General features: G+C 68.9%; 12 protein-coding genes. 7 read left to right on the top strand and 5 right to left on the bottom strand.

Translation table 11 applies throughout. From position 1 onward, the window contains the following. Positions 1-17: 17 nt before the first annotated feature. The 6 genes from murD to V5F66_RS10955 all read left to right on the top strand — a co-directional run bounded on the left by murD (position 18) and on the right by V5F66_RS10955 (position 8,683). Entirely contained in the window at positions 18-1,568 is a 1,551-nt protein-coding gene (murD, locus tag V5F66_RS10980) for a UDP-N-acetylmuramoyl-L-alanine--D-glutamate ligase (RefSeq protein ID WP_394093849.1), read from the top strand. A gap of 242 nt (positions 1,569-1,810) precedes the next feature. Continuing rightward, the gene (locus V5F66_RS10975; RefSeq protein ID WP_394093848.1) at positions 1,811-2,713 is read left to right on the top strand and encodes a TIGR01459 family HAD-type hydrolase; all 903 of its coding nucleotides are present in this window, start codon (positions 1,811-1,813) and stop codon (positions 2,711-2,713) included. Positions 2,714-2,828: 115 nt separating this feature from the next. Next, positions 2,829-3,779, top strand: coding sequence for a bifunctional riboflavin kinase/FAD synthetase (locus V5F66_RS10970; protein WP_394053282.1), 951 nt, complete (start codon positions 2,829-2,831; stop codon positions 3,777-3,779). Positions 3,780-3,850: 71 nt separating this feature from the next. Then, a complete protein-coding gene (locus V5F66_RS10965; RefSeq protein ID WP_012113865.1) occupies positions 3,851-5,101 on the top strand; it encodes an aminotransferase class I/II-fold pyridoxal phosphate-dependent enzyme in 1,251 nt (416 codons plus the stop codon). Between the two features lie 15 nt (positions 5,102-5,116). After that, positions 5,117-7,597 carry a DNA translocase FtsK gene (locus tag V5F66_RS10960; protein ID WP_394093847.1) on the top strand — a complete coding sequence of 827 codons (2,481 nt, stop codon included), beginning with the start codon at positions 5,117-5,119 and terminating at the stop codon, positions 7,595-7,597. 249 nt (positions 7,598-7,846) lie between these two features. Then, entirely contained in the window at positions 7,847-8,683 is an 837-nt protein-coding gene (locus V5F66_RS10955; protein WP_394053278.1) for an outer-membrane lipoprotein carrier protein LolA, read from the top strand. A 26-nt stretch (positions 8,684-8,709) separates the two neighbouring features. Here the strand turns inward: V5F66_RS10955 and recR are convergent, their stop codons facing one another. Then, entirely contained in the window at positions 8,710-9,315 is a 606-nt protein-coding gene (gene recR, locus V5F66_RS10950; RefSeq protein WP_394093846.1) for a recombination mediator RecR, read from the bottom strand. A 997-nt stretch (positions 9,316-10,312) separates the two neighbouring features. On the opposite strand from recR, the gene V5F66_RS10945 reads away from it, so the two are divergent. Further along, on the top strand, positions 10,313-10,780 hold the full coding sequence (locus tag V5F66_RS10945; protein ID WP_012113861.1) for a Ros/MucR family transcriptional regulator: 468 nt from the start codon (positions 10,313-10,315) through the stop codon (positions 10,778-10,780). 96 nt (positions 10,781-10,876) lie between these two features. On the opposite strand, the gene V5F66_RS10940 is transcribed toward V5F66_RS10945, so the two are convergent. From V5F66_RS10940 to mnmG, 4 genes are read right to left on the bottom strand one after another with little or no spacing between them, the layout of a single operon-like run. Then, a complete protein-coding gene (locus tag V5F66_RS10940; protein ID WP_394053276.1) occupies positions 10,877-11,794 on the bottom strand; it encodes a ParB/RepB/Spo0J family partition protein in 918 nt (305 codons plus the stop codon). 26 nt (positions 11,795-11,820) lie between these two features. After that, the gene (locus V5F66_RS10935) at positions 11,821-12,669 is read right to left on the bottom strand and encodes a ParA family protein (RefSeq protein WP_012113859.1); all 849 of its coding nucleotides are present in this window, start codon (positions 12,667-12,669) and stop codon (positions 11,821-11,823) included. 7 nt (positions 12,670-12,676) lie between these two features. Further along, positions 12,677-13,414: a 16S rRNA (guanine(527)-N(7))-methyltransferase RsmG gene (locus V5F66_RS10930; RefSeq protein WP_012113858.1), complete on the bottom strand. Its 738-nt coding sequence runs from the start codon at positions 13,412-13,414 to the stop codon at positions 12,677-12,679. Positions 13,415-13,466: 52 nt separating this feature from the next. Then, complete coding sequence (gene mnmG, locus V5F66_RS10925) at positions 13,467-15,347, bottom strand: tRNA uridine-5-carboxymethylaminomethyl(34) synthesis enzyme MnmG (RefSeq protein ID WP_394093845.1); 1,881 nt, start codon at positions 15,345-15,347, stop codon at positions 13,467-13,469.

Here is a 15,347-nt window from a genome sequence, read left to right as displayed (position 1 = left end):
GGAATTTTCGCAAAGCCATGATCCCCGTCACCGTCTTCAAGGACCGGACCGTCGCCCTTTTCGGGCTCGGCGGCTCCGGGCTCGCCACCGCCGAAGCGCTCAAGGCCGGCGGCGCCCATGTGATCGCCTATGACGATGCCGAGGCCTCCCGCCGCAAGGCCGGCGAGGCCGGCATCCTGGTCCAGGACTTAAGGTCCATCGACTGGACCATCGTGGCCGCGCTCGTGCTCTCCCCCGGCGTGCCGCTCACCCATCCCGAGCCGCACTGGTCGGTGAAGCTGGCGCGCGACGCCGGCGCGGAGGTGATCGGCGACATCGAGCTGTTCTGCCGCGAGCGGCACGCCATCGCCCGGCGCTCGCCCTTCATCGCCATCACCGGCACCAACGGCAAGTCCACCACCACGGCGCTCATCACCCACATCCTGCGGGTGGCCGGACGCGACGTGCAGATGGGCGGCAATATCGGCACCGCCATCCTCTCCCTCGCCCCGCCCAAGCCGGGCCGGGTGCATGTGGTGGAGTGCTCGTCCTACCAGGTGGACCTCGCCCCCAGCCTCGACCCCTCCGTTGGCGTGATGCTGAACATCACCCCCGATCATCTCGACCGCCACGGCACCATCGAGCACTACGCGGCGGTCAAGGAGCGGCTCGTCGCCGGCGTCGAGGGCGGCGGCACCGCCGTGGTGGGCGTGGATGACGATTTCTCCGCCGCCATGGCGGACCGGGCCGTCGAGGCGGGCAAGCACGTCGTGCGCATCTCGGTGAAGCACGCGCTGCCGGACGGCATCTGGCTCGACGGCGAGACGCTGGTGGTGTCCGAGGGCGGGGCCGAGCGCTTCCGCCTGCCGCTCGCCGGCATCGGCTCCCTGCGCGGCACGCACAATGCGCAGAACGCCGCCGCCGCCTTTGCCGCCTGCCGCGGCGTGGGGGTCGCGCCCGAGATCATCACCATCGCCATGAAGCGCTTCCCCGGCCTTGCCCACCGCATGGAAGAGGTGGGCAACAAGGGCGCGGTGCTGTTCGTCAACGATTCCAAGGCCACCAACGCGGACGCCGCTGAGCGGGCGCTGGCGAGCTTCACCAACATCTTCTGGATCGCCGGCGGCAAGCCCAAGACCGGCGGCATCGCCCCGCTCGCGCCGTTCTTCGATCGCGTGGCGAAGGCCTACCTCATCGGCGAGGCGGCTGAAGATTTCGCCGCGACCCTCGGCGGCACCGTCGCCCACGAGATCGTCGGCACCCTCGACAAGGCGGTGGCCGCCGCCGCGCGGGATGCCGAGGCCTCCGGGCTGAAGGATCCGGTGGTGTTGCTGTCGCCAGCCTGCGCCAGCTTCGATCAGTTCCCCAATTTCGAGGTGCGCGGCGACGCCTTCCGTGAACTGGTGAAACAGGTGCCGGGGGTGGAGGCGCGCACCCGCTCCACCACGCCGGCAGCCCAGAAGGAGCAGCCGAAGGGGGGGCATCCGGGCGGCGCGCCCCACGGCATGGGTGGCGGGCACGGCGGCGGCCATCCGCATGGCATGGGTAATCCCCATGGCGGCGGCCATCCCGGCAAGGGGCATCCCTGATCGGGGTTTGAGGGGACGCCTTCCGGCGAAAGGCCACGGCGTCTCGCCGGCCGCGCTTGCGCCCGGTGCCGTGCCCCCGCCCTGCCCTCTTCCACACTCGGGAGAGGGCAGCCGCTCTTTCCGGCGCGAGCGGCGATCCGTGTCCTGCCCGAGACGCTCCCCACGCGCCGCCCTTGTCGTCCGCCTTTCGTCGTGGCACTTGTGCGCCGCACAAGAGAAAGACGACCCGAGAAAGACGACTTATGGCCGAGCGCTCCGACAGCACGCACAGGGCACACCCCCACGCACCGCCCATGGTGTCCGGCCTGTCCGCCTATGCGGGCCAGTACGATCTCATTCTCTGCGACGTGTGGGGCGTGCTGCATAATGGCGTCATCGCCTTCGAGAGTGCCCATGACGCCCTGACCCGCGCCCGTGCCGGCGGGGCCAGCGTGATTCTCGTCTCCAACGCGCCGCGGCCCAACCGCTTCGTCATGGAGATGCTGGACGGCTTCGGCGTGCCGCGCACCGCCTATGACGGCATCGTCACCTCCGGCGATGTCACCCGCGAGATGCTGGCCGCCCGCAGCGGCGCGCGCACCTATCACCTGGGCCCCGCGCGCGACCTGAGCCTGTTCGACGGGCTCGGCCTCACGCTGACCGACCTTGCCGATGCCGACCTCGTGGTGGTCACCGGCCTGTTCAACGACGACGTGGAAACCCCGGACGATTACGCGGACGCGCTCAAGGCCATGAAGGCCCGCGACCTGCCGATGATCTGCGCAAATCCCGACCTGGTGGTGGAGCGCGGCGACCAGCTCATCTTCTGCTCCGGCGCCATCGCCAAGGCCTATGAGGAGCTGGGCGGCAAGGCCTTCTGGTGTGGCAAGCCCCACCGACCCATCTACGACACCGCCTTCGCCCATGCCGAGGTGATCCGTGGCGCCGTCATCGACCGCACCCGCGTGCTCGGCATCGGCGATGCCCTGCGCACCGACATCGCCGGGGCCAATGATGCCGGCTTCGATAGCCTGTTCATCTCCGGCGGCATCCATGCCCAGGAGCTGAAGTCGGTCGACGGCGCCATCCCGGACACCGAAAGCCTCGCCGATCTGTTCACCGGCCATGCCCATCCGCGAGGCGTCATGCCTCGCCTCGCCTGGTAGGGCGCCCTTGACGCCTCCCGGCGCCTAGAGCACGTATCACCGTCGCCGCTGGCGCGCCGGGTGCCGCCCGGTTTCGCCGAGTGACGAAAAGACAAGGCAAGGCCGCAGCCCGCCGATGACAGGTGATCTCTCCTCCAACTTCCTCCTGGTGCGCGGCCACGCACAGCTTCCGCCCGCCCTGGCGCGGCCGGTGGTGGCCATCGGCAATTTCGACGGGGTGCATCGCGGCCACCGGGCCGTGTTCGACACCGCCCGCGCCATGGCCGCCGAGGCCGGCGTGCCGGCCATCGCCGTCACATTCGAGCCCCATCCGCGCACCTTCTTCAATCCCGCTTCGGCGCCGTTCCGCCTGACCCCCGAGGCGCGCAAGCTGCGCCACATCGCCGAAAGCGGGCTGCAGGGCGCCGTCGTGCTGCCCTTCGACGCCCAGCTCGCCGCCATGGAGGCGGAGGATTTCGTGCGCGAGGTCCTGGTGGGCCGCTACAATGTCACCGGCGTGTCGGTGGGCTTCGACTTCCATTTCGGCCGCGCCCGCGCGGGCTCCCCGGCTTTCCTTGAGGATGCGGGACGGCGGCACGGCTTCAAGGTCACCGTGGTGCCCCCCATGCGCGACGAGGACGACGCCATCTCCTCCACCGCCATCCGCAGCGCGCTGGCATCGGGACAGGTGGGCCATGCGGCGCACATGCTGGGCCGGCCGTTCGCGGTGGCGGCCGAGGTGCTTCACGGCGACAAGCGCGGCCGCACCATCGGCTTTCCCACCGCCAACCTCGCCCTCGCCGAGGACATGGACCTCGCCTTCGGCATCTATGCGGTGCGCGCGGCAACGCCGCTCGGGCGCTTCGACGGGGTCGCCAATTACGGCCGCCGTCCCACCTTCGACAATGGACGCCCCCTTCTCGAGGTGCACCTGTTCGACTTTTCCGGCGATCTCTACGGCGCGACGCTGGAAGTGGAATTCCACGCCTACCTGCGGCCGGAGCTGAAATTCGACGGTATCGACGCCCTCGTCGCCCAGATCGCGGCCGATGCGCGGCAGGCCCGCGAGGTTCTCGCCAAGGTTTGATCCCGGTCACGCATCCCTGCGATCTGAGTTAGCCGCACCTTAACCGACGCGGCCCCATTCTCGCGGCAACCATGATCGCCGCGAGAAAAGACCGCTCCGCCGTGCCAGCTTCCCCCGTCGCGCCTCCCGAGGACCGCCGCTCGCCCTTCATCCGCCTCGCCGACCTGTTGGCGGGGATCGATCCCGGCCGCCAGCCCCTGAGCGCGGCCGTGGGCGAGCCGCAGCATGCCATGCCGGATTTCGTCGGCCCGGTGCTGGCGCAGGCGCTGCCCGGCTTCGGCCGCTATCCGCGCGCCGAGGGCACCCCCACCTTCCGCGCCGCCGCCGCCCGCTGGCTGGCGCAGCGCTATGCCCTCGCCCGCCCCATCGATGCCGACCGCGAGGTGCTGGCGCTCAACGGCTCGCGCGAGGGCCTGTTCTCCGCCGCCATCGTGGCGCGGCGGCTGACCGATCCGAAGAAGGGCGCCAAGGGCCGCCCCGCCATGCTGCTGCCCAACCCCTTCTATGCTGCGTACGCTGCCGGTGCCGAGGCGGCAGGCTGCGAGGCGGTGGTGGTGCCCACCTCCCGCGAGAGCGGCTGGCTGCCCGATCTCGACGCCCTCGACCCCGCGCTGCTGGAACGCACGGTGGCGCTCTACATCGCCTCCCCCGCCAATCCGCAGGGCTCCATCGCCTCCGCCGCCTATCTCGGGCGGGCGCTGGAGCTGGCCCGCCGGCACGGGGCCTTCCTGTTCTCGGACGAGTGCTATTCGGAAATCTACCTCGGCGCGGAAAAGCCTGCCGGCATCCTGGAGGTGGCCGGGGGCGACTTCAGCCGAGCGGTGGCGTTCAACTCCCTGTCCAAGCGCTCGTCTTTGCCCGGCCTGCGCTGCGGCTTCTGCGCCGGCGACCCGGCCTTCCTGAAGGATTTCCTCGCCTTCCGCTGGGTGGCGGCGCCGCAGGTGCCCGAGCCGTTGCAGGCAGTGGCGGTGGCGGCGCTGGAGGACGAGGCCCATGTGACCATCTCCCGCGACCTCTATCGCGCCAAGTTCGACCTCGCTGACCGCATGCTGGAGGGTCGCCTCGGCTATGAGCGGCCCGGCGGCGGCTTCTTCCTGTGGCTCGACGTGTCGCATCTGGCCTCCGACACCCTGTCGGGCGGCGAGGCGGCGGCGGTGAAGCTGTGGCGCGAGCAGGGCCTGCGCACGGTGCCCGGCGGCTATCTCGCCCGCCGCGACCTCACCGGCGCCAACCCCGCCGCAAACTTCCTGCGCGTCGCTTTGGTCCAGGATCTTCCCACCTGCGAGGAGGTGCTGACCCGCCTCGTCGCCGCCCTCACCTGAAGGAGAGCCGCGCCGATGCCGAGGGCCAGAAGCCGTTCCTCCACCGCCGATGCCGTGCTGAACACGCGCATGCCGCCCGCCGCCCCGCGCTTCGACCTCATCCCCGAGGGCGTGCGGCTTGCCGTGCGGCGGCGCGGCCGCGAGATCGTCGGCACCAGCCTCATCATTGCGACCCTGACCTCCTTCGTCGCGCTGGGCTCCTGGTCGGCCTCGGACCCGAGTCTGTCCAATGCCACCCATGCCCCGGTCACCAACCTTCTGGGCTGGCCCGGCGCGGTGGTGGCGGACCTGCTGGTGCAGCTGTTCGGCCTCGCCGCTCTCGCGGTGCTGCTGCCGCCGCTCTATTATGGCTGGCGGCTGGTGACCCATCGCCCCTTCAGCCGCGAGCGCATGCGCACCACCTGCTGGCTCATCGGCGTTCTGGGAATGACCGCCTTCCTCGGCGCCCTGCCCCGGCCCGACACCTGGCCCTGCCTCACCGGCATGGGCGGAGCGCTGGGCGATCTGTTTCCCCGGGCGCTGGGCGTGGTGCGCGGCTCCGCGGCCTCCCTCGTCGATGCCCTGGTGATCGGCGCGGCGGGCCTTGCCTTCGGCACCACCGGCCTGTTCTTCGCGGTGAGCGGCGGACGACGCACGCCGCTGAGGGTCGCGCCCGACACCGAACTGCCCGGCGAGATGGGCGACGAGGATGAGGAGGACGATGGCGCCGCCGTGTCCCTCGGCGCCCTCACCCACACCCTTCTGTCGTGGAAAGCCCGCCTGAACGTCGCCGGCCTCCTCGGGTCCAAGCGCGACGCGGCGCCCCGCGGCGCGGACGCCGCCGGCCCCACGGCCCGGCGTGGCGGCGAGCGCATGGAACCGCGCATCGGCGGCGGTCCGGCGGTGGAGCCGCGGGCCGAGGCCGGCCAGGATCTCGGCAGCGGCGAGCCCCGCGGTCGCGCCGCAAAGCGCGATGCCGGCGGACGGCGCGGATCCCGCCGCGCCGGCTACCAGCATCCGGCCCTCGACCTGCTGACCCCCGCGGTGCAGACCAAGGCCCCGGCCATGAGCCCGGAGGCGCTTGCCGACACCGCGAAGGAGCTGAAGGGCACGCTGGAGGATTTCGGCGTGCGCGGCGAGATCGGCCAGGTGCGCCCCGGCCCGGTGGTCACCCTCTACGAGCTGGAGCCGGCGCCGGGCATCAAGTCGTCCCGCGTCATCGGGCTGGCCGACGACATCGCCCGCTCCATGAGCGCGGTGTCGGCGCGCGTGGCGGTGGTTCCCGGACGCAACGCCATCGGCATCGAGCTGCCCAACCAGAAGCGCGAGAAGGTGCTGCTGCGCGAGCTGCTCGCCACCAAGGATTTCGGCGATTCGGGCCACAAGCTCGCCATCGCCCTGGGCAAGACCATCGGCGGCGATCCGGTGATCGTGGACCTCGCCCGCATGCCCCACCTGCTGGTGGCCGGCACCACCGGCTCGGGAAAGTCGGTGGCCATCAATACCATGATCCTCTCCCTGCTCTACCGGCTGAAGCCGGAGCAGTGCCGCCTCATCATGGTGGACCCCAAGATGCTGGAGCTGTCCGTCTATGACGGCATCCCGCACCTGCTCGCCCCCGTGGTCACCGATCCCAAGAAGGCGGTGGTTGCCCTGAAGTGGGCGGTGAAGGAGATGGAAGACCGCTACAAGAAGATGTCGAAGCTGGGCGTGCGCAACATCGACGGCTTCAACGCGCGGGTGAAGGATTCCACCGACAAGGGCGAGACTTTGGCCCGCACGGTGCAGACCGGCTTCGACCACGATACCGGCGAGGCCATCTACGAGCGCGAGGAAATGAACCTCGAGCCCCTGCCCTATATCGTCGTCATCGTCGATGAGATGGCCGATCTGATGCTGGTGGCCGGCAAGGACATCGAAGGCGCCATCCAGCGCCTCGCCCAGATGGCGCGCGCCGCCGGCATCCACCTGGTGATGGCCACCCAGCGCCCATCCGTGGATGTGATCACCGGCACCATCAAGGCCAATTTCCCCACCCGCATCTCGTTCCAGGTCACCTCCAAGATCGACAGCCGCACCATCCTCGGCGAGATGGGCGCCGAGCAGCTGCTCGGCCAGGGCGACATGCTCTACATGGCCGGCGGCGGCCGCATCTCCCGCGTGCACGGCCCCTTCGTCTCCGACGAGGAGGTGGAGAGCGTGGTGAAGCACCTCAAGGCCCAGGGCGTGCCCTCCTATGTGGATGCGGTGACCGCCGAGACCGAGGACGAGGACGAAGGCGGCGCGGTCTTCGACAAGGGCAGCTTCGGCGAGGAGGGGCAGGACCTCTATTCGCAGGCGGTCGCCGTTGTCATGCGCGACCGCAAGTGCTCCACCTCCTATATCCAGCGCCGGCTGCAGATCGGCTACAACCGCGCCGCTTCGCTGGTGGAGCGCATGGAGAAAGAAGGCCTCGTCGCTGCCCCCAACCATGCCGGCAAGCGCGAGATCCTGATGCCGGAAGAGGCAGCGGAGTAAAACCCTCCCGGCCCCGGTCAAAGATCGGGGCCGCTGGAATAAATCCCCCCACCCTGCGCCCGGTACCTGCAACGGTATTCGCCGGAAGCAGTCCATTCGCCGACGGCCAGGCCACAGGATCGCCATACGCCTTGGGCAGGGTCTATATTGATATTATGTACTTCCGATCAGCCTGCGCCGGGGCGGGGTCGGAACCAGTTCCAGGGTTACGCACTTCCCGTCCCGAACGCCGCGCGCCAGAGACCCTCAATGATGCCGAGCCGCCCACCCGCCTCGTCCCGCGTCCGCCGCTGCCTGTCGCCGCTCGCGCGCAGCCTCGCCGGCGCCGGATGCCTTGCCGCGACCTTGGCCGCGACCTTTGCCGTACTGTCGGGCGCCGCTGCCTCGGCCCAGACCATTCAGCCCCCCGGCGACCTGATGAAGCCGCCGCAGAGGCAGAGCGCTCCCAACGCTGCCCCCTTGCCGCCGCAGAAGCCCGGCGCGCCCTCCTTCACGGTCGCCCAGGCGGCGGGGCCGCAGGTTCAGGCGGCCGCCGCCAATCCGGACGGACGGGCACCCCGCGCCACCGTCGATCGGGTCACCAATTACTACAATTCGGTCCAGTCGCTGACCGGCAACTTCACCCAGATCGACCCGGACGGCACCCGCCGCACCGGCGATGTCTACATGCAGAAGCCCGGCCGCGTGCGCTTCGAATATGATGCGCCGAGCCCGGTGGAGCTGATCGCCAACGGCCAGTCGGTGGCAGTGCGCGACCGCAAGCTGAACACCCAGGACATCACCCCGCTGTCGCAGACGCCCCTGCGCTTCCTTCTGGCCGAGCGGATCGACCTTGCCACCGACCAGCATGTGGCGGGCGTGTTCCAGGACGACAAATTCATCTCGGTGATCATCCAGGAGCAGGTGCCCATGATGGGCACGTATCGCCTGCTGATCCTGTTCGATGCCAAGACCTCGGCCCTGAAGCAATGGATCATCACCGATCCGCAGGGCTATGATACCCAGGTGACCCTCAGCAACGTGCAGGTGAACAAGAAGCCCGACCCGAAGCTGTTCGTGATCAATTTCGAGCGGATGCTTCAGTAACAGAGGCTGCGGGGCCGGTTCACCGCTCACATCTGCGTGCGGGCGCGGATGGCGGCGGACAGGGTGCCCTCGTCCAGATAATCGAGCTCGCCGCCCACCGGCACGCCCTGCGCGAGACGGGTGACCCGCACATGGGCCTCCCGCAGCAGATCGGTGATGTAATGGGCGGTGGTCTGCCCGTCTACGGTGGCGCCGAGGGCGAGGATGACCTCGCCGACCTCGTCCTCATGCACCCGCGTGACCAGTTTCGCCAGGTTGAGATCCTCCGGCCCCACCCCGTCGAGGGGCGAGAGCACGCCGCCGAGCACGTGATAGGGGGCGTTCAGCACGCCCGCCCGTTCCAGCGCCCACAGGTCGCCCACGTCCGCCACCACCACCAGGGTGCGCCGGTCGCGCGACGTGTCCGTGCAGATGGTGCAGGGGTCGCACACGTCCACATTGCCGCAACGCCGGCATTCCACGATCTTGCCCAGCGCGTCGGTCATGGCGTCGGCCAGCGGCGCCATCAGCGCCTCGCGCTTCTTGATGAGGTGCAGCGCCACCCGGCGCGCCGAACGCGGCCCCAGCCCCGGAAGGCGGGCGATGAGCTGGATCAGGCGCTCGATCTCGGGGCCGGCGACGGCGCGGGGCATGAGGTCTCCTGGAACAGTTCGGATCGCAATAGGGCGGCCGACCGCTCTCTTGCGACAAGTTGCTGGCGCCGGTCTACTACAGACTTGGCGCGCCCCGAACAAAGACACGACGACACAGGCCGGCCGGACGGGACCGCTTTCGGCACGGCCCCGGCCGCGCGACGATGGAGCGAAACGCACGTCATCGGTCGAACACCGCAACCGATAGTATAAGTGCTTCCGCAGCGCCGGAACATATCCCCGCCCCTGCCGCGCCTGTGCCGCCACAAGACCGGAAATATGCCGAGGCGCAGCCGAAGGCCAACACGGCCGCCGATGAGGTCAGGCGGCGCGCGGGTATGCACCAGTGCAACGCGCCATGCAGACCTGTACCGCACAGGCATCACGCAATGCGTGGGCCACAGCTTTGCCTTGGGCGCCTCTTCTTTACGGCCGGATCTCGGCATGTCATGCCCGCATGAAGGCTTACACACATGGCATTGCGACCGAAAGTTGCGTACCGTCAGGCTCTGTACTTCCTTACAGGAAACAAGAAGAAGCGCCGTATGGAAGGCCTGAGCACCATCTCGCGAGCGGCCGCTCCAACGCGCGACGCCGCTGCCGGACGCCAACACTTCCCCGCCCCGATGTTTTCAACTGAGAAGGGCGCGATTCGCTGATGTCACAAGGATCAAATGCGGCCTTTCCGTGCCTCACGTGACGCCCGATGGCACGCGCAAACCCGCATTATTGCTCGATCTTCAAGAGTTTTCACGGGCAGGATTGTATTTCTTCCGGCTGGTGCTATAGATTATTTGCGAAAAGTTCAGAAGCCGATGTGGTGCTCGAGCACGCACCGATCCGCTTGCACAGCAGGCGGGCCGGAGAACGCGTTCTCGCTTCTTAAGTTGGAGCGCGATCCGATCAGACGAGGAAACTCTGATCGGATCGCGCTCTGACCCGAGGCCGGCGCTCCCGCAACGCCCATCGCCACGAACAAACAGAAAGGGACTACCCCGTGAGCGACTCCGACTCCAATTCCACATCGCCGAGCTATATCGACTTCGCCACTGAAATTGTCGCCGCCTATGTGAGCAACAACAGTGTTTCGGCGACCGAGCTGCCGGCTCTCATCGAATCCGTCTACCGCGCCCTTGGCCAGCTTGGCACCCCGGCCGCGCCCGTGGTGGAAGAGCAGAAGCCCGCCGTGCCGGTGAAGAAGTCGGTGACCCCCGAATACATCGTCTGCCTGGAAGACGGGAAGAAGTTCAAGTCGCTGAAGCGCCACCTGCGCACCAGCTACGGCATGACCCCCGAAGTCTACCGCGAGAAGTGGGGCCTGCCGAAGGACTATCCCATGGTGGCCCCGGCCTATGCTGCCGCCCGCTCCGAGCTGGCCAAGAACATGGGCCTCGGCCAGACCCGCAAGAAGGCGCCCGTCGCCCCGGCCAAGAAGCCCGCCCGCCGCGCCAAGGCCGCGGCCTGATCCAAAAAGCGGCCGCGCCCGGGGTCATCCCGGCGCGGCCCTTTACTGGCGGACAGCACCTTTTTGCTGTCCTATTTCTATATTCGAGTGAAAAACTCAGTCGAGCCCGAGGCGTCGACAGACTTCGTCGAGTTGATCGAGGCTCTTGTAGCGGATGCGCAATTCGCCCGCCTCGCCCTTGCCCTCGATCCCCACGCTGAGACCGAGCGCGTCGGAGAGGCGCTTTTCCAGTGCCCGGCTGTCCGCGCTCTTGTGCTCCGGCGCGCCGCCCTTGCTCGCTTTCCCGGCCGGCGCCGCCTGGCCCTTCGCCGGCGCTGTGGTGAGCGCGGTACGGGCCTTGGACAAGGCCTCAACGTCGCGCACGGTCAGCCCCTTCTCCACCACGTCCTTCGCCATGCGCTCAGGATCGGCGCAGGCGAGCAGCGCGCGGGCATGGCCGGCGCTCAGGCGGCCGTCGGCGAGATAGGTCTTCACCCCCGCCGGCAACTTCAGCAGGCGCAGGGTGTTGGCGATATGGCTGCGGCTCTTGCCGATGATGCGGGCCAAATCATTCTGATTATAGTCGAATTCCCCCATGAGGGATTCGTAGCCTTGGGCCTCTTCCACCGGGTTGAGGTCGGCGCGCTGCACATTCTCGATGATGGCGACTTCCAGCGCCTCCCGGTCGGACAGTTCCAGCACCACCACCGGCACCTCGTGCAGCGCCGCGCGCTGGGCTGCGCGCCAGCGCCGCTCGCCAGCGACGATCTCGAAGCTGTCGCTGCCGTTCAGCTGGCGCACCACAATGGGCTGGATAATGCCCTTCTCGCGGATCGAGGCGGTGAGATCGTCCAGCCCCTCTTCCAGGAAGGTGCGGCGCGGGTTGCGCGGATTGGGCCGCACATGCTCGATGGGCACGCGGCGCGGACCGCCGCGCCCTGCCCCCGATCGCGCCGCCGGTGTCGTCTGAGGCTCCATCTCCCCGATGAGCGCCGCAAGTCCGCGGCCGAGCCGCGAGCGCTGTTCATCCGCCATGACCGTGTCCCGTCCCTTGTCCGCTATCAGGCCGCCGCATCCGCCCGCGCCGCGCGCTCGCGCTGGATCACCTCCGAGGCGAGGCGCAGATAAGCCTGTGATCCCACACACTTGAGATCGTAGAGCAGCACCGGCTTGCCATAGGATGGCGCCTCCGACACCCGCACGTTGCGCGGGATCACCGTCTCATAGACCTTGTCGCCCATGAATTGCCGCACATCCTGCACCACCTGCTCGGAGAGGTTGTTGCGGCCGTCATACATGGTCAGCACGATGCCGTGGATGGTGAGCGCCGGATTGAGGCTGACCCGCACCTGCTCCACCGTCTTCAGCAACTGCGACAGGCCCTCCAGAGCGAAGAACTCGCACTGCAGCGGCACCACGATGGCGTCGGCCGCCGCCATGGCGTTCACCGTGAGCAGGGAGAGCGAGGGCGGGCAGTCCACCAGCACATAGGTGAAGCGGGGCGCCAGGCTGTCCGCCGCCAGCGCCTTGAGCGCGCTGCGCAGGCGGAAGGCGCGGTCGCGCTCGGCCGCGATCTCCAATTCGAGGCCCGACAGGTCGAGGGTGGAAGGCGCCACATAAAGCTGCGGCACGCCGGTTTCCATCACCGTCTCGCGCATGCTGGCCTCGCCGGTCAGCACGTCATAGGTGGAGAGATTGCGCGCGCGCCGCTCGATGCCGAGGCCCGTGGAGGCATTACCCTGCGGGTCGAGATCCACCACCAGCACCGTCTCGCCGATGGCGGCGAGCGCCGTGCCCAGATTGATGGCCGTGGTGGTCTTGCCCACACCGCCCTTCTGGTTGGCGAGGGCAAGCACGCGCGGCGCGGCGGGGGTGCCACCAGCGGGGGACGGGGTCTCTTGATCGATCATGGCGCCTTCATCCTCGACGCGTCGCTTCGGGCGGCCCGCCACCGGCGTCCGGCTCCCCGGGGGAGCGCGCGCCGGACTGGGGTTCGATGGTGTCGGTCCCGCGCCTGGCACCCCTTACCAGGAGGATCCGGCCTTCGGGATCGCTCGTACTGGGGCGCAGGTCACAGTCGAGTGTCCAGCTTCTTGCCGCGTCGGTCAATTCGCGTTCCGCATCCCGGCCCTTGGGAAATAGGCCAATGGCCCCTGCGGCGAGGAATGGCGCGGCCAGATCCAGCAGCTTCGGCAAAGGCGCCAGGGCGCGGGCGGAGACCACATGGGTCCCCGGTGCCAGCGCTTGCGCCACCTGCTCGATGCGCGCGGCGTGAACGGTGACAGGCAGTTGCGCCAGCCGGGCCGCCTCCCGCAGGAAGGCGGCCTTGCGGGTGTCGCTTTCCACAAGATGCATGTGGGCGCCGTCGCGCTCCGCCAGCACAGCGGCCACCACAAGGCCGGGAAAACCGCCGCCGGACCCCAGATCCACCCAGCGCAAGGGGGTCTGCGGCACATGGTGAACGAGCTGGAGCGAATCACCCACGTGCCGCGCCCACAGGTCGGGCAGGGTGGCAGGGGCGACGAGATTGATGGTCTTCTGCCACTTCACCAGCAGATCGGCGATGGTGGTGAGCCGGCCCAGTGTTTCACGTGAAACCACCGCCGCGATGGCCTCGCGTCCGGCGCTCCCGTTCTCCCGCTTGCCGCCCTTCATCGGGTCCCTCGCTCCGGCAGGGCCATCATCCCCATGATCCACAGGCACGCCATCAACAGCCCGCCCCGGCCCGCCGAGCATGGGCGGCGAGCAGGGCGAGGGCGGCCGGGGTCATGCCCTCCATGCGCCCGGCCTGTCCCACCGTGCGCGGGCGGATGCGGGCGAGCTTCTGCTTCAGCTCGTTGGAGAGCCCCGGCAGGTCGGCATAGGGCAGGTCTTCCGGCAGGCTCAATTGCTCGTCCCGACGCAGCATGGAAATGTCCGCCGCCTGCCGGTGGAGATAGACGGCGTATTTGGCGTCGATCTCCACCTGCTCCGCCACCGCCGGATCGAGCCCCGCCAGTTGCGGCCAGATGGCACCGAGGCGGGTCATGTCGATGTCCGGATAAGCGAGAAGATCGAAGGCCGTCCTACGCTGGCCGTCGCGATTGACGCTGAGGCCGTGCCGCGCGCCTTCCGTGGGCGTCAGGCTGAGGCTTTCCGCCAGCGCCCGCGCCTCTTCCAACGCCGCGCTGCGCCGGGCGAAATGGGCGGACCGCTCGGCGCCCACGAGGCCGAGCGCTTCGCCGTGCCGGGTGAGGCGCTGGTCCGCATTGTCGGCGCGAAGGGTCAGGCGATATTCGGCGCGGGAGGTGAACATGCGGTAGGGCTCGCTCACCCCGCGGGTGACGAGATCGTCCACCATCACCCCAAGATAGGCTTCCGCCCGATCGAACACCGTCCCGTCCGCCCCGCCGGCGCGCCGCGCCGCATTGAGGCCAGCGAGCAGCCCCTGGGCCGCGGCTTCCTCATAGCCGGTAGTGCCGTTGATCTGGCCGGCGAGGAACAGCCCGGCCACGCGCTTGGCTTCCAGCGTGGGGGCAAGCTCGCGCGGGTCCACGTGGTCGTATTCGATGGCATAGCCCGGCCGCAGCACCGCCACCTGTTCCAACCCCGGAATGGTGCGCAGGAAGGCGGTCTGCACCTCGGCGGGCAGGGAGGTGGACAGGCCGTTTGGATAGATTGTGGGATCGTCCAGCCCCTCCGGCTCCAGGAAGATCTGGTGGCCGTCGCGATCGCCGAAGCGGACGATCTTGTCCTCGATGGACGGGCAATAGCGCGGGCCGCTGCTCTCGATCCGGCCGGAATACATGGCAGAGCGGTTAAGGTTGGCCCGGATCAGTTCGTGGGTCGCATCCGTGGTGCGGGTGATGCCGCATTCCACCTGGCGGTTGGGCAGAAAAGTGGTGAGGGCCGAGAACGGCTCGGGCCGATCATCGCCGGGCTGCATCTCCAGGCTCGCCCAATCGATGGTCCGGCCATCGAGGCGCGCGGGCGTGCCGGTCTTAAGCCGACCCAAAGAGAAGCCGAGGCGGGCGAGGGCAGGGGAGAGGCCCAGCGCCGGCTTCTCGCCCATGCGCCCGGCGGGATAGCTCACCTCGCCCATATGGATGAGCCCGTTGAGAAAGGTGCCGGTGGTGAGCACCACGGCGCCGCAGGACAGATCGCGCCCATCGGCGAGACGCACGCCGGCGATGCGGCCGCCGGCGACCAGCAGATCGTCCGCCTCGCCCTCGACGATGGTGAGACCACCCTGCGCGGCCAGCGCCGCCTGCATGGCGCGGGCGTAGAGCTTGCGGTCGGCCTGGGCGCGGGGGCCCCGCACGGCAGGACCCTTGCGGCGATTGAGCACGCGGAACTGGATGCCGCCCTGGTCCGCCACCCGGCCCATGAGGCCGTCCAGCGCATCGATCTCGCGCACCAGATGGCCCTTGCCGAGCCCCCCGATGGCGGGATTGCAGGACATGGCGCCGATGGTTGAACGGGAATGGGTCAGCAGCGCCGTGCGCGCGCCGGTGCGCGCAGACGCAGCGGCGGCCTCGCATCCCGCATGGCCACCGCCCACCACGATCACGTCGAAGGCATTTGCTGAAAGGGTTTCGGTCATTCTCAT

The organism is Xanthobacter versatilis (assembly GCF_043193975.1).
Classification (GTDB): Bacteria; Pseudomonadota; Alphaproteobacteria; order Rhizobiales; family Xanthobacteraceae; genus Xanthobacter; species Xanthobacter autotrophicus_E.
The sequence above is the reverse complement of the archived record's forward strand: the minus strand, read 5'-3'. Positions and strand labels throughout refer to the sequence as shown.